Consider the following 18,000-nt stretch of genomic DNA (forward strand, 5'->3'; position numbering starts at 1 on the left):
GCACTTGTCTTTTCAGAAATAAGGGGGGAACATTGGAAAAGAACCTTTACAAATGAAAAAAGATTGAGCTATAATATGAATCAAATCTTTCCAATTACTCATTTAATTTTAAAAAAAGCTAGGAGTGTGAATCAATGGCAATGATCGAATTTAAGAACGTAGAGAAATATTACGGAAAGTTCCATGCATTAAAAAACATCAACCTTGAATTTGAAAAAGGTGAGGTCGTTGTTGTTATCGGGCCTTCAGGATCTGGTAAAAGTACAATGCTCCGTACGATTAATGGTCTAGAAACCATTTCAGGTGGTCAATTATTGGTCAATGGTAAGAACTTGTTTGACAAAGATGTCAAAATGACAGAAATTAGAAAAAACATCGGCATGGTGTTTCAACATTTCAACTTGTATCCAAATAAAACCGTGTTAGAAAATATTACGTTGGCACCGATTAAAGTATTAAAACAAAATGAGCAAGAAGCCATCAATTTGGCGGAAAAACTTCTTGATCGGGTAGGGATGTTAGATAAAAAAGATTCCTATCCTTCCATGTTATCCGGCGGACAACAGCAGCGGGTCGCAATTGCCAGAGGGCTTGCGATGAAACCAGAGATGCTGCTTTTTGATGAGCCAACGTCAGCATTGGATCCAGAAATGATTGGTGATGTATTGGATGTCATGAAGAAAATTGCCAGTGAAGGTATGTCCATGATCGTTGTTACCCATGAAATGAGCTTTGCCCGTGAAGTAGCAGATCGAATCGTCTTTATGGCGGAAGGACAAGTCTTAGAAGACCGGCGCGATGTCGATGGATTCTTTGATGCACCCAGAGACGAACGTGCAAAACAATTCTTGAGTAAAGTCACAAATCATTAAGCAATAGGAGGAACCCTTATGAGAAAGAAAATATTTTCCTTTCTAGTCTTAGCCTTTGCCCTTGTGACTTTCTCAGGTTGTAAAGGACAAAGTGCCGCAGATATCGATATTTTAGAAAACAGCAAAGAGACGAATCAGATCGTTTGGGGCGTAAAAAACGATACCCGTCTTTTTGGATTGATGGATATCGCGACTAGAGAAGTACGGGGATTCGATATTGATATCGCTCGTGCAATCACTGAGAAAATTTTAGGTCGTGATGGCAATGCCATCTTTGTTGAAGTTACCTCAAAAACCCGGATTCCTCTTTTGAAAAACGGCAACATCGATGCAATCATCGCCACGATGACTATCACGGAAGAACGTAAAAAACAGGTCGATTTTTCCGATGTCTACTTTGATGCAGGTCAATCGTTATTAGTTGCCAAAGACAGTCCTATTCAAGGGATCGAAGATTTGACCGCAGACACCACTGTATTGGTCGTTAAAGGCTCTACCTCAGCTGTGAACATCCGTGAAGCAGCACCAGAAGCGCAAATTTTAGAACTTGAGAATTATGCGGAAGCCTTTACTGCTTTACAATCTGGTCAAGGGGATGCTATGACCACGGATAATGCGATCTTATTAGGGATGGCGAGTGAAAATCCCAATTACCATTTAGTTGGCGAAACTTTTACAGAAGAACCTTATGGGATTGCCATCAATAAAGGACAAAAGCCGTTTCTTGATGCAGTGAATCAAGCCTTGCGGGAAATGCGTGAAGATGGAACCTATGATGAGATATACAACAAGTGGTTCCCTGAAGACGAATCAGGAAAAGTAGAGTAGGAGGAAACTGAATGGTTGAATTATTTCAAACGTATACCGGTCAGTTTATTGAAGGCTTTAAATACACAGTCATGGCGAGTTTGATCGCACTGTTTTTTAGTCTTTTGATCGGAACCTTAATGGCAATTTTTCAGTTGTCAGACAATCGCCTCATCAAAGGGATTGCCAAAGCGTATGTTGAGTTTTTTAGAAATATTCCCTTATTGATCATCGTGATGTTCTTTTATGTCGTTGTGCCAATGTATTGGGTTTCTTTTGACGGTTTTCAAGCGGGAACGATTGGCTTAACGATCTATACATCGGCATTTATCGCTGAGACGATCCGGTCAGGGATTCAAACGGTTCCTAAAGGCCAGATGGAAGCTTCCTTGTCTTCTGGTTTTACGTACAGCCAAGCGATGCGTTACATTATTTTGCCTCAGGCTTTTAAGATCGTCGTACCGCCGTTAGGCAATCAATTTATCAATCTTGTTAAAAACTCATCAATTTTGGCGATGGTCGCAGGATTAGATATTATGTATCAAGGGGATTTGATCGCAAGTGAGACCTTCAATACATTCGATACGTATATCATTGTTGGTCTTTTCTATTTGATCATTACCCTACCATTGTCTTATTTGATGGTTTACTTGGAACGGCGTTGGGCTGTCCGCTCATAGAAAGGAGCTAACGAACTATGGATTTTTTTGAAGCTTTTTCAGCGATTAACATTCGCTTCTTGATCGATGGCTTGCGGGTAACAGTTGAAGTGTCGATCCTATCGATTTTATTTAGCTTTATTATCGGAGGGATCGCCGGCATTTTGCGCTTCAGCTCGATCCCGGTCTTTTCGAAAGTATTAGGTGTCGTGATCGATGTTATTCGTAACTTGCCTTTGCTCTTGATCATCTTTTTCACTTACTTTGCATTGCCGCAGATCGGTATCCGCTTTAATATTTTTTGGTCAGCGGTTGTGGCGTTGACGATTTTTGAATCAGCGATGCTCTCTGAAATCTTTCGTGCTGGTTTGAATGCTGTGCCAAAAGGGCAGATGGAAGCTGGTTTGTCAACAGGGCTAAGCTATGTCGAAGTATTGCGGAGTATCGTCGTGCCACAGGCATTTAAAGCGATGTTGCCAGCGATCGTCAGTCAGTTGATCTCTTTGATCAAAGATACGTCATTAGCCGTGATTATTTCTTTACCAGAGCTGACTCATCATGCTCGAATCATTTATGGTCAAAATACAAACTATGTTTTGCCTATGTTTTTGGCAATGACTGTTTTATACTTTTTGGTTTGTTATGCATTGTCATTGCTTTCTGGCTTTTTGGAAAAACGTCAGTACGATTACTAAAAAGAATAATCGACAAAAACATCCCCACGATCGGTCTTTTACCCATGCAAGTGCAACTTGTGGGTTGTGAGCCAATCGTTGGGGCTTTTTTTTTTGACCGTTTCGTATTTTTTGGGAAAGCTTTTTTAGCAAACGAAAGGAATACTTGAAAAATAGACAAAAAAAGTCCAAAATGAATAAGAGAGAAAAACGCACCAAACTCTTTTTTTCATGTAAAGGATGGAAACTATGACAAACAACAGACCAATTGGTTTTATCGATTCTGGTGTTGGTGGGTTGACGGTCGTCAAAGAAGCAATCAAGCAATTACCCAACGAATCGATTCTTTATCTGGGAGATACAGCCAGATGCCCGTATGGTCCGAGACCTGCTGAGCAAGTTATCGCGTATACGTGGCAAATGACCCGTTTTTTATTAGAAAAAAACATTAAAATGTTGGTGATCGCTTGTAATACAGCGACAGCGGTCGCCCTTGAAGAAATCAAAGAAAAACTAGCGATCCCGGTGATTGGCGTGATCCTGCCCGGTAGTCGAGCAGCAGTCAAAGCAAGCAAAAACCAGCGAATCGGTGTCATCGGAACAAATGGAACGATCAAAAGCGACTCTTACAAGCGCGCTCTTCATGGCAAAGCGCCCCATGCGTCAGTCGTCAGTTTGGCTTGCCCAAAGTTTGTGCCGATCGTAGAAAGCAAACAATACCATAGTTCGGTCGCCAAGAAAATCGTGGCAGAAACGTTGCGTCCATTGAAAAACAAGCGGTTAGATACAGTGATTCTGGGCTGTACTCATTATCCTTTATTGCGCCCTTTGATCCAAAATGAATTAGGCGCCCATATCCAGCTGATTGATTCAGGGGCAGAAACGGTGGGGGAAGTCAGTACCTTGTTGGACTATTTTTCCATTGCAGCAACGAGTCAGGACGATCCGCATCCGCAACATGCATTTTTTACTACTGGTTCACCGAAAATATTTGATGAGATTGCCAATGATTGGCTTGATTTAGACACGATCTCATCGATTCACACTGATTTAGGAGGCTTTTAAATGCGACATGATGGCAGAAAAGAAACAATGTTAAGACCAGTCAACATTCAAACCAACGTCTACAAACACCCCGAAGGATCGGTTGTGATCTCTTTTGGTGACACAACCGTGATTTGTTCGGCAACGATTGAAGATCGGGTCCCTCCGTTTTTACGAGATACGGGAAAAGGCTGGGTCACAGCCGAATACAGTATGCTCCCACGAGCGACCAACACTCGTAATCGTCGAGAAAGTGCCAAAGGCAAGCTTTCTGGTCGTACGATGGAGATCCAACGGCTGATCGCTCGTTCCTTACGAGCCGTAGTCGATTTAGAAAAATTAGGGGAACGTAGTATCGTCGTCGATTGTGATGTCGTCCAAGCGGATGGCGGTACCAGAACAGCCAGTATTACCGGCGCTTTTGTCGCGTTGCGTTTAGCTATCGATACCTTGTTGCGTGACAAAGCATTGACGGAAGATCCAATCAAGGAGCATTTGGCAGCAATTAGTGTCGGGATCTTACCAGATGGTACCTGTGTGACTGATCTCGATTATCAAGAAGATTCTTCAGCTGCTGTTGACATGAATTTGGTGATGACGGAATCTGGTCGATTTGTCGAATTGCAAGGAACTGGGGAAGAAGCAACCTTTGATGGCCAGCAGTTGAATGAGATGCTGATCTACGGAAAAACAGCTATCGAAGAATTGATTGCCTATCAAAAAGAGGCACTGTTTTTACCAGATGAACCCCCTTATGAGATTCCCGAAAAAACGATTGTCATTGCTACAGGCAATCCAGGAAAAGCCAAGGAGTTTAAAGCCGTATTTGGCGCAGCAGGTTACGATGTCCGCACCTTAAAAGACTATCCTTCCTTGCCGGATGTTGAAGAAACCGGCACCACCTTTGAAGAAAATGCCCGCCTTAAAGCGGAAACCATCGCCAGAATTTTGGGAAGACCGGTGTTAGCTGATGACTCAGGACTGAAAGTCGATGCATTAGGGGGGCGACCAGGGGTGTACTCTGCTCGATTTGCTGGTGAGCAAAAAAGTGACGCTGCTAATAATGCAAAATTACTTTACGAATTGACGGATGTCGAAGATGACAAGCGCAGTGCTCAATTTCACTGTACGTTAGTTTTCGCAGCGCCAGGAAAAGAGAGTTTGGTGGTTGAAGCTCAATGGCCGGGAAGAATCGGCCGTATCCCTCGTGGAGAAAATGGGTTCGGTTACGATCCATTGTTTATTCCTGATGGTTCAGAGCAAAGCGCAGCCCAAATGAGTCAAGAAGAAAAGAACCGAGTCAGCCACCGTGGTCTAGCAATCAAAAAGCTGCAGGAACAGTGGCAGGAGTGGTTAGAAGGAGAAAATGCATGAAATATTTAGTTGTCAGTGACAATCATTCAGATCGTGAGATTCTTGTTGATCTTAAAAATGAATTCGAAAATCAAGTCGATTTATTCCTGCACTGTGGGGACTCCGAACTACCTGACACAGACCCTTTGTGGGATACTTTTCAAGTCGTTTGCGGCAATTGCGATTATGGCGGTGGTTTTCCCAATGAGCGTATCATCAAAACGCCGCTGGACACCATCTATATGACTCATGGCCACTTAGCAGATGTCCGTTTTGGTGTAACGAAATTAGGGCTGCAAGCGCAACAAGCCGATGCCTCGATCGCACTGTTTGGTCACACGCATCAAATTGCTTGTGAGAAAGTTGGGAATCGGCTTTTCTTGAATCCCGGCAGTATTTCCCAACCGCGAGGGCAAATTCAAATCAAAAGCTTTGCGATTATTGAAAGTACGCCAGAACAATGGGCAATCCAATACTATGATCGTTCCTTTCATAAAGTCCCTGAGCTAGCTTTTGTTTTCACACGCTAAGTAAGCGGAATCAAAAAGTAAAAATTTCATTATAATTTTGCAGGTTTCAACTTTCTATTCTTATTTTCAAGTAAAATAGAAGAGTAGCTGTGAAATGGAGGCAATTAGATTGATAGGACAGACCGTAGAAAAAATATTACTCGAGAACCAAGAAAATTTCTTGGTGCCGGCAGAAAATGTGGCATCGGTATTTTATAACCACCCTTTGAGTCACGCATTGCTTGTTTTATCAAAAGTGGGCTATTCAAAGATCCCTGTACTAGATAGTGAGGACCATTTAGTCGGCTTAATCAGCCTCTCAAACATCGTAGAACGCATGATGGATCTCACTGGCTTCAGTATGGAAAATATTGAAGGGCTGACTGTGGCAGATGTCATGGAAGTCAATGTGAATTGCATCAAAGAAAACGATGAGTTGGAAAGTATGCTGCATTTGTTAGTAGATCAAGCATTCTTGCCGATCGTTGATGATGACAATGTCTTTGTTGGGATTATCACCCGCAAAGAGATTTTAAAATCCGTCAATCATTTGGCGCACGAAATTGAAAGACGCTATTTGCTGATTTCTAAAGAGGATGCCCCAAAGATGACAGATGAACTGCATGTGGTATAGAAAAAAGGTTATCCCAGCTTCGGGATAACCTTTTTTAAATACCGACGATCGGCGCATTGGGGATCGTATAGCCTTTGGCAGTTAAAGCATCGATCGATGCGGCCAAAAATTCCTCTTTGATTTTCCATTGCGTACCATTGGTCACATACATGGTCGTACGAATTGCAAAGTTGTTGTTCCCCAGATCCACTAAACCGAAGACCGTAGGGGCCGTTTGAATCTCTTCTTCATGCTGCTGAGCAATCTGTTCATTGACTTCTTCAATGATGGCACGTATTTCATCTAAGCCTTCAGATGGTAAGATACGTACGTCGACCACGACTTGCATATTGGCTCTTGATGTATTACTGATGGTCGTGATGTTACGATTTGGGATATAATGAACGGTTCCATCAACGGATTTTAATTGAACAGTCCGAATACCGACTGCCGTCACCGTACCTTCAAGCGTCAGATTGGTCAAGCGGACGTAATCACCAACATTGATTTGTTGCTCGGTAATAATAAAGAAGCCAGTAATCAAGTCGTTCATAAAACCTTGGGCGCCTAAACCAAGTGCGACACCGACGACTCCGGCACCTGCTAATAGAGAGCCTACAGGTACGCCGATGGTTGAAAGGAGTGCATAGACAAAAAAGAAGCCTAATGTGTAATGAACCGTATTGCGGATCAGGGTATGGATCGTGTTGATTCGACTCACATTGAAACTGGCTTTTTTTTCATAGGAACGATAGATCCGATCGATGATCATATTGCTTATTTTCAATAAAATACCGAATAGGATACATAAAAAAAGCAACATCAATGCTTTTTGAATCAGTAGGCCAATGATCGATTCCCAGTCGATGGACGCCCACCATTTTTGCAATGCATTGAGCTGAGCAGCTGCTGGTTCAGTAATGCTGGAACCACTTGAATCGGTCGTGCTAGCTGCGAGTAGCAGTTGTTTCATAAAATCCCTCCAAGTCTTACTGCATCTATTTTAACGAAGATAAAATAGAAATGCAAAGGAGGTTTTCTGAAATACCTGTTTTTTTCAGAAAAAGCCTGCTCAGCCAACGGGTAGGCAAATAGCAGACTTTTCTATGACTATCATTGATTAAGATAAATGAACGCCTTTATCAACAAAAATCACTTCGCCGATAATCCCGCTTGATAAAGGACTGATCAAGAAGGCACAAGCATTGCCGACTTCTTCGATCGTTACACCAATATGATCTGGTGTTCGATCCTCTGACAATTGGATCAGTTTTTGATAGTCTTTTACACCAGTTACTGCCAGCGTCTTGATGGCGCCAGCTGAAATCGCATTGACACGGATCTTTTGCGGTGAAAGTTCGGCAGCTAAATAGCGAACACTTGATTCCAAAGCAGCTTTCGCAATACCCATCATGTTGTAGTTTGGTACTGCCCGTTCGGCACCTAAGTAGGAAAGGGTAACGATTCCAGCATTTTCAGCTAAGATTGGTTTGGCATATTTAGTGACGGCAATCAATGAATAACTGCTGATGTCTTGCGCCAAAGCATAACCGTCACGAGAAATATTCAAAATGTCGCCAGAAAGATCTTCTTTATTAGCATAAGCGACGGCATGGACGACACCATGGATCTCTCCAGCATATTCTTTGATTGTATCAAAGGCGGCAGCAATGCTTTCGTCATTAGCGACGTCACACTCCACTACAAATTCATCAGATTCCAATAAGCGCTCTAAAGGCTTCTTCATGCGGTCGTTTTGATACGTGTAGATCACTTCGGCTCCTTGTGCTTTTAATGCTTGTGCACAGCCCCAAGCGATACTGCGTTTGTTGGCAACGCCCATGACGACAACTTTTTTACCGGTTAAAAAACTCATAATTCCACTCCTTAATTAATTCAACAATAATAAAATACGTATAATGACAAATAGTAAATCAAACTATCTTGATTTCTAATTATTAAGCATAATTGTTTGATTGTCAAACTATTTTTTTCTTAATAAATATTTAGTTGCGAATTCCGCTGAACTATGATACTTTGATAATCAAACTATAATAAATTCTTAAGCAAGGAAGGGAAACCATGAAAAAACTATTGACTGAAACAGAAGTCATGGATTTGATTCCAAATCGCTACCCAATTATATATATTGATTATGTCGATGAAATCGAGTCTGGCAAAAAGATTATCGCAACGAAAAATGTTACCATCAACGAAGACTTTTTCCAAGGTCATTTTCCGGGAAATCCAGTAATGCCGGGTGCCTTGATTTTAGAAACATTGGCACAAGCAGGATCGATCCTGATCTTGAAATCCGAGGAATTCCAAGGTAGAACGGCGTATATCGGCGGCATCAACAAAGCCAAATTCCGTCAAAAAGTTGTTCCGGGAGATACTATGAAACTTGTTTTTGAGATCACCAAAATCAAAGGCTCCGTTGGAACTGCTGATGCGGTAGCGACAGTGGATGGCAAAAAAGCTGCTGAGTGCGAATTTACCTTTATCGTAGGCGACCAAAAGTAAAAGAAAACCGCTGAAATTCCCGAGTATCGGAGACTTCAGCGGTTTTTTTTATTTATTCTTTGGCTTCTTGTAAGACCTTGATCGTTTCGATCTTCACTGGCTCAACCGGTTGAGAATTCTCACCATTGCCAGAGTCTTGGGTTTCTGCTTGCGCAATTTTATCTACGACATCCATGCCTTCGATCACTTGACCAAAAACGGTATAGCTACCGTCCAATTGTGGTGTTCCACCATTTTTGTAGGCTTCGATGATTTTTTCAGGATAGTGTTGGATCGCTAGACCGTCGGATACGTCTTGATCATTTTGAACGATGTAGAATTGACTGCCTTGGCTGTTTGGCGCACTTGATTTTGCCATTGCCAATGCGCCTCGCAAGTGATAAAGCTGGTTCGAGTATTCTTCGCCGAATCCTTCGCCCCATATGCTTTCTCCGCCAGTGCCATCACCATTAGGGTCGCCCCCTTGGATCATAAACTCTTCTACGACACGATGGAAAGTCAAGCCGTCATAATAACCATCTTTGGCATGGGTCAAAAAGTTTTCGACTGCTTTGGGCGCGATCTCTGGGAAAAGTTTGATTTTGATCGAGCCTTCTTCCGTCACCATTTCAACTAAAGCTTCATTCTCTTGCACATCCGTTGATAATTGCGGCAATTCCAGGGCATTCAAGTCAACGGATTCTGAGGGCGACGTGCTTTCTGCCGAATTGCTTGATGAGGGATCGGTGGTACTTGAACCTGTACAAGCAGCTAATAATAAAAGGCTAGCAGCTGCTGTCAGTGTGAATAGGATTTTTTTCATTCTTTCATTCCTTCCAGTTTTCTTAATGATAATCATAACAAAAAAGAGACATAGAAGAAAGCGCAGATTTTGTGGAATGAGAAAGAAACAGGCGGAAAGGTGTAGACCACTTTTTAGATGTTTGCTATAATGAAAGAGGATTCATTATAATAAACGGATAGAATTTACAGGAGGTTTTTTTGATGGGAAAATTAGGGATATCGATTTATCCAGAGCGCTCAACGTTTGAAAAGGACAAAGCGTATTTAGACTTGGCACACAAATACGGCTTTAAACGGGTATTTACCAGTTTGCTGCAAATCAACGATGACAAAGAAAAAGTCTTGGCAGACTTTAAACAAGTCGTGGATTATGCCAATCAGTTAGGAATGGAAGTCATGGTAGATATCAATCCTGGTTTATTCGAACAGCTAGGTATTTCTTATGATGATTTATCCTTCTTTGATGAGATGGGGGCTTACGGTGTTCGGTTAGATATTGGTTTTACTGGTTCAGAAGAAGCCAAAATGACGCGTAATCCTTACGGGATTAAAATCGAAATCAATATGAGCAGTGGTACGAGCTACGTGGATAACATCATGAGTTATTCGCCTAATAATGAAAATTTACTAGGCTCGCATAACTTCTATCCTCATCGCTATTCAGGGTTGGGCTACGACCATTTCGTTTTTTGTTCGGAAAAATTCCGCAAATACAATTTAAATACGATGGCTTTCGTGAATTCTCACGAAGCTGATTTCGGTCCATGGCCAACACAAGATGGTTTATGCTCTTTGGAAGATCATCGTGATCTGCCACTAGCTACGCAAGTCAAACATTTAGTGTTGACTGGCTTGATCGATGATATCTCTGTTGGAAATGCCTATGCTTCAGAAGAAGAATTGGCAGCAATGGCTGAAGCGTTTCACGCGGATTATCCGACATTAAGAGTCGATGTCGTTGACGGAATCACTGAAGATGAACGAATTTGTCTCTTCGATAATCTGCACAGCTATCGAGGAGATCGTTCGGAATATATCTTGCGTTCAACGATGACGCGGATCTATTATAAAGACAAGGAATTTCCACCTCATGATACCCGTGATATGGTAAGAGGGGATGTCTTGATCGATAATGCTGGCTATGGACAATACAAAGGGGAGACGCAAATCGCCTTGAAAGCAATGAAAAATGATGGTCGAGTCAATGTCGTTGGTAAGATCGCTGATGAGGAACTATTCTTATTAGAATTTTTGAAACCTTGGTCAAGTTTTAAATTGGTCGAAAATAACTAATTACCACGAAAATCAACCATTGCCAACAAAGATTGTTGGCAATGGTTTTCTTTTTGGGCGCTTGCGATTGACAAACATGAGCAAAAAACGGTAATTTATGTAGTGGGTTCTTTCCTTGAGGAATGATGAAACCATAATAATATTATGTAAACTATATAACAAGAGGACGTGACAAGTGTGAAATTGCGCTGGAAGATTGCCATCGGAGTGGCTGTATTAGCAATTGCGGGGTTAGGGTATGCAGGAAACTATTTTTATGATTATGCGGTGGTTCCTTCAGAAAAAGATTTTTTGGAAGGAGATACCCCTGGTACGGATGAAAATCAGACGGGAAATGAATCGCAAAATTGGTTTACAGATCCAGCAAATCGTGAGATGTGGCAGCTAACTTCTGAAGATGATTTAAAATTATCCGCCATTTATCTACCGGCGGAGGAGAAGAATCGCGGGAAAACGGCGATCATCGCGCATGGCTATATGGGGAACGCAGAAACGATGGCGGACTACGCTAAGATGTATCATGATTTAGGCTATAATGTCTTGGTTCCAGACGCTCGAGGGCATGGTCAAAGCGAAGGAGATTATATTGGTTTTGGGTGGCACGAACGTAAGGATTATTTGCAATGGATCGATGAAGTACTCACAAAAAATGGTTCTGAAGAAACGATCACTTTGTATGGCATCAGTATGGGGGCTGCCACGGTAATGATGACCAGTGGGGAAGATTTACCGAAAAATGTCACTTCTATTATTGAAGATTGTGGGTATACCAACGTCAATGAAGAATTGGGTTATCAACTCGATCAATTGTTTGGTCTACCGGCCTTTCCATTGATGAATGTCACTAGTCTTGTCACAAAAATCCGAGCGGGGTATTTCTTCGGTGAAGCAGATGCAGTCAAACAACTGCAAAAGAATACGCGTCCGATCTTTTTTATCCATGGCGATGCGGATACGTTTGTTCCTTATTCGATGCTGGATATTTTGTATAACGCGACCGATGCACCAAAAGAAAAGTGGGTTGTTTCAGGTGCCGAGCATGCGAAAAGCTATAAAACAGATCCAGACCTTTATAAAGAAAAAATTGCAGCTTTTTTGGACAAATACGATCACCCTGCAAATGAATAAAAAAGTGCCGGTTCTAAAAAAGAACCGGCATTTTTTGCTTGACCTTTGGCTTATAAACGAGCAAATTCTTCTAGCAAACGAATCATTTGGCATGTAAAGCCATATTCATTATCATACCAAGCGACGGTTTTCACCAGTTGGAAATCCCCAGCCGTGGTTACTTCTGTTTGTGTCGGATCAAAGATAGACCCTTGAGTGGTACCAATCACATCTCCAGAGACGATCTCACGGTCATCGTAACCGAATGACGGATTATCGACGGTGTGTTTTCTGATCGCTTCATTGACTTCATCGGCGGTTACTTTGGTTTTCAAAATTGAGACTAATTCTGTTAAAGAACCATCGACGACAGGAACCCGTTGGGCGTGGCCTTGTAATTTGCCATTTAATTCTGGAATAACTAGACCGATCGCTTTGGCAGCACCCGTCGAGTGAGGGATCGTGTTGTCTGCAGCGGACCGAGCGGCTCTTAAGTTTCCGCCTTTTACTGGACCATCCAATAGCATTTGGGTAGAAGTATAGGCATGTACCGTCGTCATCGTACCAACTTCGATCCCGAATTCCTCATTTAAGAAGTAGGCCATCGGAGCTAAGCAGTTGGTCGTACAAGAACCTGCGGATATGATAGTATCCTCTGTTGTTAACGTGTCGGAGTTGACATTGTAAACGATCGTTTTCATATTACCAGCTGGTGCGGAGATCACGACTCGTTTGACACCCGCATCAAGATGAGCTTGGGCTTTTTCTGCGGAAGTGTAAAAACCCGTGCATTCTAAAACGATATCGACGCCATTTTCTTTTGCCCAAGGGATTTTGCTTGCGTCTGGTTCAGCGTACACTCGGGTCTCTTTGCCATCGACAACGATAGCATTATCCGTTGCAGTAACAGTTCCAGGGTACGTGCCGTGGGTCGAGTCAAATTGCAATAAGTGTGCTAACATGACTGGACTCGTCAAATCATTGATTGCCACAACTTCAATATCAGCAGAAACTTCTCTGATCCTACGAAAAGCCAAACGTCCAATTCGTCCAAAACCATTGATTCCAACTTTTACTGTCATTTCTTGTTTCCTCCTTTGATTGTGTACTGGTACACTTAAAAGTTTGCTACGATTTCCTGTGACTGTCAAAGAATAACCCTTAAGAATTCGCGATTTCTTACGGAAACCCATGAGAAAAGATAGACAAAAGGCGTTTCGGTCGTTACAATAAAATAGACTTTCTTATTAGAGAAATAGTAACCACTTAAAGTGAGATAACTGATAATCAAAAAGTATAGAAGGTAGTAAAAAAAGAATGGAGGACAAATAATGTCCATGTTTTTAGATCAAGTGACAATCGATGTCAAAGCAGGAAAAGGCGGCGACGGGATGGTTGCTTTTCGCCGAGAGAAATATGTCCCAGACGGCGGACCCGCAGGTGGGGACGGGGGACGTGGCGGTGATGTCATTTTAGTCGTAGACGAAGGTTTGCGTACATTAATGGATTTCCGCTTTAATCGTCATTTTAAAGCGCAACCCGGGGAAAATGGCATGAGTAAAGGAATGCACGGCCGTGGCTCAGATGATACTTACATCAAAGTACCCCAAGGCACCACCGTTCGTGATGCTGAAACAGGTGCCTTATTAGGTGATTTGATTGAGCAAGGTCAAACATTAGTAATCGCAAAAGGCGGGCGGGGCGGCCGTGGGAACATTCGGTTTGCTTCTCCAAAAAATCCAGCCCCAGAATTAGCAGAGAACGGAGAACCCGGTCAAGAAAGAAAGATCGAGCTCGAACTAAAAGTCTTAGCAGATGTTGGTTTAGTTGGTTTCCCTTCAGTTGGGAAGTCCACATTACTCTCTGTGATTTCGTCTGCTCGTCCAAAAATCGGCGCGTATCATTTTACAACACTGGTACCAAATTTAGGCATGGTAACGACCACTGATGGTCGTAGTTTTGCAGTAGCCGATCTGCCTGGCTTGATCGAAGGTGCTTCGCAAGGTGTTGGTTTAGGGACTCAGTTTTTACGTCATATCGAACGGACGCGGGTCATTTTACATGTGATCGATATGAGCGGCATGGAAGGGCGCGATCCATATGAAGACTATTTATCCATCAACAATGAATTGTCGACCCATAACTTGCGCTTACTAGAGCGCCCACAGATCATCGTTGCCAATAAGATGGATATGCCGGATGCTGAAGAAAACCTAGCCCTTTTCAAAGAGCAGCTGGCAAAAGAAAAAACGGATGAGTTCGCGGATGAACCAATGATTTTCCCAATCTCTGGTGTCACTCGTAAGGGAATCGATGCCTTGCTGAATGCGACAGCGGATCTATTGGAAGTCACTCCTGAGTTCCTCTTGTACGATGAAGAAATCGAAGAAGATGTGGTTCATTACGGCTTCCAATCGGATGAACCGGAGTTTGCAATCGATCGCGATCCTGATGCAACTTGGATCTTGAGCGGTGAGAAAATCGAAAAACTATTCCAAATGACGAACTTTGATCACGATGAGACTGTGATGCGTTTTGCTCGTCAATTACGTGGATTGGGTGTCGATGAAGCATTGCGTGCGAGAGGTGCCAAAGACGGTGATATTGTGCGTATCGGTAATTTTGAATTTGAGTTTGTCGAATAAGCGTTTAAAAGAACATCATTTTTTAAAAAAAATCCTTCATAGTTGAATTGGTTTTGACTGCCGATCATTGATTTTCTCTAAGAAATCAATGATCAGCAGTCTTTTTGGTTTCTTTTTTCATTTAAATGATTTACTGTTAAAATAAAGAAAAGAACAAATAAACCAAAGGGAGCGATTTTTATGTCAAAACGAGTCATTGTAATGAACTTTGATGCTAGTGCCAAAGCGTATCAAGCCTTTTCTGAAGTGAAACGGATGCATATGGAACGAAAGATCAAAGGAGAGCAAATGGCGGTTCTTACCCACACCAATGAAGGCGTGCATCAATTTAAAGTCGAGGATTTTCTTGATTTTACTGGAAACAATAAGACATCAACTGGTGGTTTGATCGGGATGCTCGTTGGTGTGTTAGGTGGGCCTTTGGGAATCATGCTGGGCTGGTTTGGCGGTAGTATGATCGGTGCTACTCGTGACGCAAAAGAGATCCAAAATGCGCAAATGCTCTTCGAACACGTCGGAAACCAAATTGGTGTAGGCGATACGGGGTTATTATTGATTGCCGATGAAGAGGACAATCGTCCTTTGAACCAACTGATCATGAATGAATTAGGCGGTGACATCACTCGTTTTGACTACGATGATGTCGAGGCAGAGATCGAGACGGCCAAAAAAGTCGAAGAATCCACCAAGGCACGTGTTCAAGAGGATTGGAAAAATTCCCATAACGATGAATCCGATAGCCAATCCGAGAAATAAAAACCGCAAGCTTCAATTGCAACTTGATTTCTTTTCCGCTAAAATTGGAAAGAGATGAAAGGAAAGAAGCTTATGGAATTAGAATTTTTAGGAACAGGTGCTGGAGTGCCTGCGAAACATCGAAACGTGACCAGCACTGCGTTACGATTATTAGATGAACGCAATGCCGTTTGGCTTTTTGATTGTGGCGAAGGGACACAAATGCAGATCTTGCATTCTACGATTAGACCGAGAAAGATTGAAAAAATCTTTATTACCCATCTTCATGGTGATCATATTTATGGATTGCCAGGATTGATCAGCAGCCGCTCCTTTCAAGGCGGAGACACACCTCTAGAGATTTATGGACCCAAGGGGATCAAAACATACATTCAAACCGTTTTGCGGATTTCTCAGACGAAAGTCAGCTATCCATTGCATTTTTTTGAGATTGAAGAAGAAGGGATTCTTTTTAAAGATCAGCAATTTGAAGTATCTTGTCTGCGCCTTGATCACGGGATTGATAGTTTTGGCTATCGTATTGTCGAAGCAAGCCATCAAGGGGAGTTGCAAGTGAAAGCATTGCTTGAACTTGGGCTGAAACCTGGTCCTGTCTTCGGACGTTTGAAAAAAGGTGAAGTAGTTACCCTCGATGATGGTCGTCAAATCAATGGAGCTGATTTTTTAGGTCAAGCCAAAAAAGGACGGATCGTGACAATATTAGGTGACACCCGTAAATGTCAAAACGCCGTGCTTTTAGCGAAAGATGCGGATGTTTTGGTACATGAAAGTACCTTCAACAAAGAAGAAGCCAAGTTGGCTCGCGCTTATTTTCATTCGACGACGCGACAAGCTGCTGAAGTTGCCCAAGAAGCTCACGCCAAGCGTTTGCTATTGACCCATATCAGCGCGCGCTATGTTGGCAAAGATATTACAAATTTAGTAAATGAAGCAAAAGAAGTATTTCCGAATACGTTGATCGTCAAAGATTTTGATGTTGTCGAGATCCCTTTTGCCGGAGAGGAAGAATCAGATGAACTTGGAGAATAAAGTTGTCGTTGTAACAGGTGGTTCTGCCGGACTTGGAGAACAAATCTGTTATGAAGCCGCAAAACGTGGTGCGATCGTCGTGACTTGTGCCCGGAGGACGAATTTGATCGGAAAAGTCAAAGAACAATGTATGGAATTAAGCGGCAAAGAAGCGTATGCGTTTCAATTGGACGTAGCAAATCCTGAAAGCGTGGAGCGCTTATTAGAAAAAATCAGTGAGAAAGTCGGAAAGATCGATGTCTTTGTCAATAATGCTGGCTACGGGATCTTTCAAGAGTTTACAGAGATGGATCCTGCGGTCATCCGTAATATGTTTGAAGTCAATGTACTTGGGATGATGGTTTTGACTCAGCAAGTTGCGATTCAAATGGCTGAACAAAAGCATGGTCATATCATAAACGTTGCTTCAATTGCGGGTAAGATCGCTACGCCGAAGACCGCAGTTTACTCTGCAACGAAATTTGCTGTACTTGGTTTTTCTAACGCCTTACGTTTAGAACTAAAACCACTGGGGATCAACGTAACAACGGTCAACCCAGGGCCGATCGAAACGGCATTCTTTGACCAAGCAGATCCTAGCGGTAGTTACTTATCATCGGTGGGCAGCCTTGTCCTTGAACCAAACAAATTGGCACAAACGATCGTCAAAGCCATGATTCATCCAAAACGAGAAATCAATCGCCCACATATTTTAGGGGCGGCAGCAAAACTGTATACACTGTTTCCTGCAATCGGGGATTATATGGCAGGAACGATGTTCAACAAAAAATAGGAGTTGAAACCCATGAAAAATCAATGGCGTGTTATCGTTGGTATTTTACTGATTTTAGTGATCGTTTTATTTGCGGTTGCAAACAATATGACTGTTCCGATCAATTTTGGCTTCACAACGATTCAATCGCCACTGATCTTAGTCATTATTGGTTCTGCTTTGTTAGGCGCATTGATTTTGTTGCTGGTTTCCACAAGTGCAATGTTCCGTCAAAAAAAAGAACTAAAACAATTGAGAAAAGAGCTCTCGGATTATCGCACGAATAACGAGAAAGTTCTGCAAGATGAACGAGAAGCCTTGGAACGAGAATATATCAACAAGCAGGCGGAGTTAGCAGCTAGGCAGCAACAACTCGACGATCAAGAAGCACAACTTTCGTCACGTGCTGCAGGCGCCTCAACGCCGCCAACGATTGATGAAGAAATGAAGTCTTTTGAATCGCAAGCCTAGAATACATGAGAGCAATTAAGAAAAGAGTTTGCCGGCGCATCGTTCGCTGCAAGCTCTTTTTTGTGACATGAAAAAATAAATTGTTTCTTTCGTTGTTTTTCCTTTTTACAT

General features: G+C 42.4%; 20 protein-coding genes. 16 read left to right on the top strand and 4 right to left on the bottom strand.

The window, feature by feature from the left end:
- Window positions 1-134: 134 nt before the first annotated feature.
- The 8 genes from IGJ17_RS07920 to cbpB all read left to right on the top strand — a co-directional run bounded on the left by IGJ17_RS07920 (window position 135) and on the right by cbpB (window position 6,552).
- On the top strand, window positions 135-872 hold the full coding sequence (locus IGJ17_RS07920; RefSeq protein ID WP_008381909.1) for an amino acid ABC transporter ATP-binding protein: 738 nt from the start codon (window positions 135-137) through the stop codon (window positions 870-872).
- A gap of 18 nt (window positions 873-890) precedes the next feature.
- A complete protein-coding gene (locus IGJ17_RS07925; RefSeq protein ID WP_008381907.1) occupies window positions 891-1,700 on the top strand; it encodes a transporter substrate-binding domain-containing protein in 810 nt (269 codons plus the stop codon).
- A gap of 11 nt (window positions 1,701-1,711) precedes the next feature.
- Window positions 1,712-2,359: an amino acid ABC transporter permease gene (locus IGJ17_RS07930; RefSeq protein ID WP_005226186.1), complete on the top strand. Its 648-nt coding sequence runs from the start codon at window positions 1,712-1,714 to the stop codon at window positions 2,357-2,359.
- Window positions 2,360-2,376: 17 nt separating this feature from the next.
- On the top strand, window positions 2,377-3,033 hold the full coding sequence (locus tag IGJ17_RS07935; protein WP_005236107.1) for an amino acid ABC transporter permease: 657 nt from the start codon (window positions 2,377-2,379) through the stop codon (window positions 3,031-3,033).
- Between the two features lie 228 nt (window positions 3,034-3,261).
- A complete protein-coding gene (gene racE, locus IGJ17_RS07940) occupies window positions 3,262-4,077 on the top strand; it encodes a glutamate racemase (protein WP_008381904.1) in 816 nt (271 codons plus the stop codon).
- Entirely contained in the window at window positions 4,078-5,430 is a 1,353-nt protein-coding gene (gene rph, locus IGJ17_RS07945; protein ID WP_016612128.1) for a ribonuclease PH, read from the top strand.
- Window positions 5,427-5,939 (top strand): metallophosphoesterase, encoded by a 513-nt coding sequence (locus IGJ17_RS07950; RefSeq protein WP_005236103.1) that lies wholly within the window; start codon window positions 5,427-5,429, stop codon window positions 5,937-5,939. Before rph ends, IGJ17_RS07950 begins: the two co-directional genes overlap by 4 nt.
- 109 nt (window positions 5,940-6,048) lie before the next feature.
- Window positions 6,049-6,552, top strand: coding sequence for a cyclic-di-AMP-binding protein CbpB (cbpB, locus tag IGJ17_RS07955; RefSeq protein WP_005226181.1), 504 nt, complete (start codon window positions 6,049-6,051; stop codon window positions 6,550-6,552).
- A gap of 34 nt (window positions 6,553-6,586) precedes the next feature.
- On the opposite strand, the gene IGJ17_RS07960 is transcribed toward cbpB, so the two are convergent.
- Complete coding sequence (locus IGJ17_RS07960; protein ID WP_005236101.1) at window positions 6,587-7,504, bottom strand: mechanosensitive ion channel family protein; 918 nt, start codon at window positions 7,502-7,504, stop codon at window positions 6,587-6,589.
- Between the two features lie 147 nt (window positions 7,505-7,651).
- The gene (fabI, locus tag IGJ17_RS07965) at window positions 7,652-8,407 is read right to left on the bottom strand and encodes an enoyl-ACP reductase FabI (RefSeq protein WP_005236100.1); all 756 of its coding nucleotides are present in this window, start codon (window positions 8,405-8,407) and stop codon (window positions 7,652-7,654) included.
- A gap of 206 nt (window positions 8,408-8,613) precedes the next feature.
- Between fabI and fabZ the strand changes: the two genes are divergently transcribed.
- Complete coding sequence (fabZ, locus tag IGJ17_RS07970; RefSeq protein WP_005226178.1) at window positions 8,614-9,054, top strand: 3-hydroxyacyl-ACP dehydratase FabZ; 441 nt, start codon at window positions 8,614-8,616, stop codon at window positions 9,052-9,054.
- A gap of 52 nt (window positions 9,055-9,106) precedes the next feature.
- Here fabZ and IGJ17_RS07975 read toward each other — a convergent pair whose 3' ends face one another.
- On the bottom strand, window positions 9,107-9,856 hold the full coding sequence (locus IGJ17_RS07975) for a peptidylprolyl isomerase (protein WP_429961223.1): 750 nt from the start codon (window positions 9,854-9,856) through the stop codon (window positions 9,107-9,109).
- A 182-nt stretch (window positions 9,857-10,038) separates the two neighbouring features.
- Here IGJ17_RS07975 and IGJ17_RS07980 point away from each other — a divergent pair, with 182 nt between their 5' ends.
- Window positions 10,039-11,130: a DUF871 domain-containing protein gene (locus IGJ17_RS07980; RefSeq protein ID WP_086317400.1), complete on the top strand. Its 1,092-nt coding sequence runs from the start codon at window positions 10,039-10,041 to the stop codon at window positions 11,128-11,130.
- A 177-nt stretch (window positions 11,131-11,307) separates the two neighbouring features.
- Window positions 11,308-12,258, top strand: coding sequence for an alpha/beta hydrolase (locus IGJ17_RS07985; RefSeq protein ID WP_429961224.1), 951 nt, complete (start codon window positions 11,308-11,310; stop codon window positions 12,256-12,258).
- Window positions 12,259-12,308: 50 nt separating this feature from the next.
- Here IGJ17_RS07985 and gap read toward each other — a convergent pair whose 3' ends face one another.
- Window positions 12,309-13,319, bottom strand: a complete 1,011-nt coding sequence (gap, locus tag IGJ17_RS07990; RefSeq protein ID WP_034872607.1) for a type I glyceraldehyde-3-phosphate dehydrogenase — start codon at window positions 13,317-13,319, stop codon at window positions 12,309-12,311.
- A 249-nt stretch (window positions 13,320-13,568) separates the two neighbouring features.
- Between gap and obgE the strand changes: the two genes are divergently transcribed.
- From obgE to IGJ17_RS08015, 5 genes are all read left to right on the top strand, one after another.
- On the top strand, window positions 13,569-14,882 hold the full coding sequence (gene obgE, locus IGJ17_RS07995; protein ID WP_042890376.1) for a GTPase ObgE: 1,314 nt from the start codon (window positions 13,569-13,571) through the stop codon (window positions 14,880-14,882).
- Window positions 14,883-15,062: 180 nt separating this feature from the next.
- Window positions 15,063-15,638, top strand: a complete 576-nt coding sequence (locus IGJ17_RS08000; protein ID WP_005236092.1) for a DUF456 domain-containing protein — start codon at window positions 15,063-15,065, stop codon at window positions 15,636-15,638.
- Window positions 15,639-15,710: 72 nt separating this feature from the next.
- Window positions 15,711-16,667, top strand: coding sequence for a ribonuclease Z (rnz, locus tag IGJ17_RS08005; RefSeq protein ID WP_042890375.1), 957 nt, complete (start codon window positions 15,711-15,713; stop codon window positions 16,665-16,667).
- Window positions 16,651-17,439 (top strand): SDR family NAD(P)-dependent oxidoreductase, encoded by a 789-nt coding sequence (locus IGJ17_RS08010; protein ID WP_016612306.1) that lies wholly within the window; start codon window positions 16,651-16,653, stop codon window positions 17,437-17,439. The genes rnz and IGJ17_RS08010 overlap by 17 nt, the downstream gene beginning before the upstream one ends.
- A 12-nt stretch (window positions 17,440-17,451) precedes the next feature.
- Window positions 17,452-17,889, top strand: coding sequence for a lipopolysaccharide assembly protein LapA domain-containing protein (locus IGJ17_RS08015; RefSeq protein WP_005236087.1), 438 nt, complete (start codon window positions 17,452-17,454; stop codon window positions 17,887-17,889).
- Window positions 17,890-18,000: the final 111 nt, after the last annotated feature.

It is taken from the genome of Enterococcus sp. DIV1096b (assembly GCF_050498765.1).
Classification (GTDB): domain Bacteria; phylum Bacillota; class Bacilli; order Lactobacillales; family Enterococcaceae; genus Enterococcus_D; species Enterococcus_D entomosocium.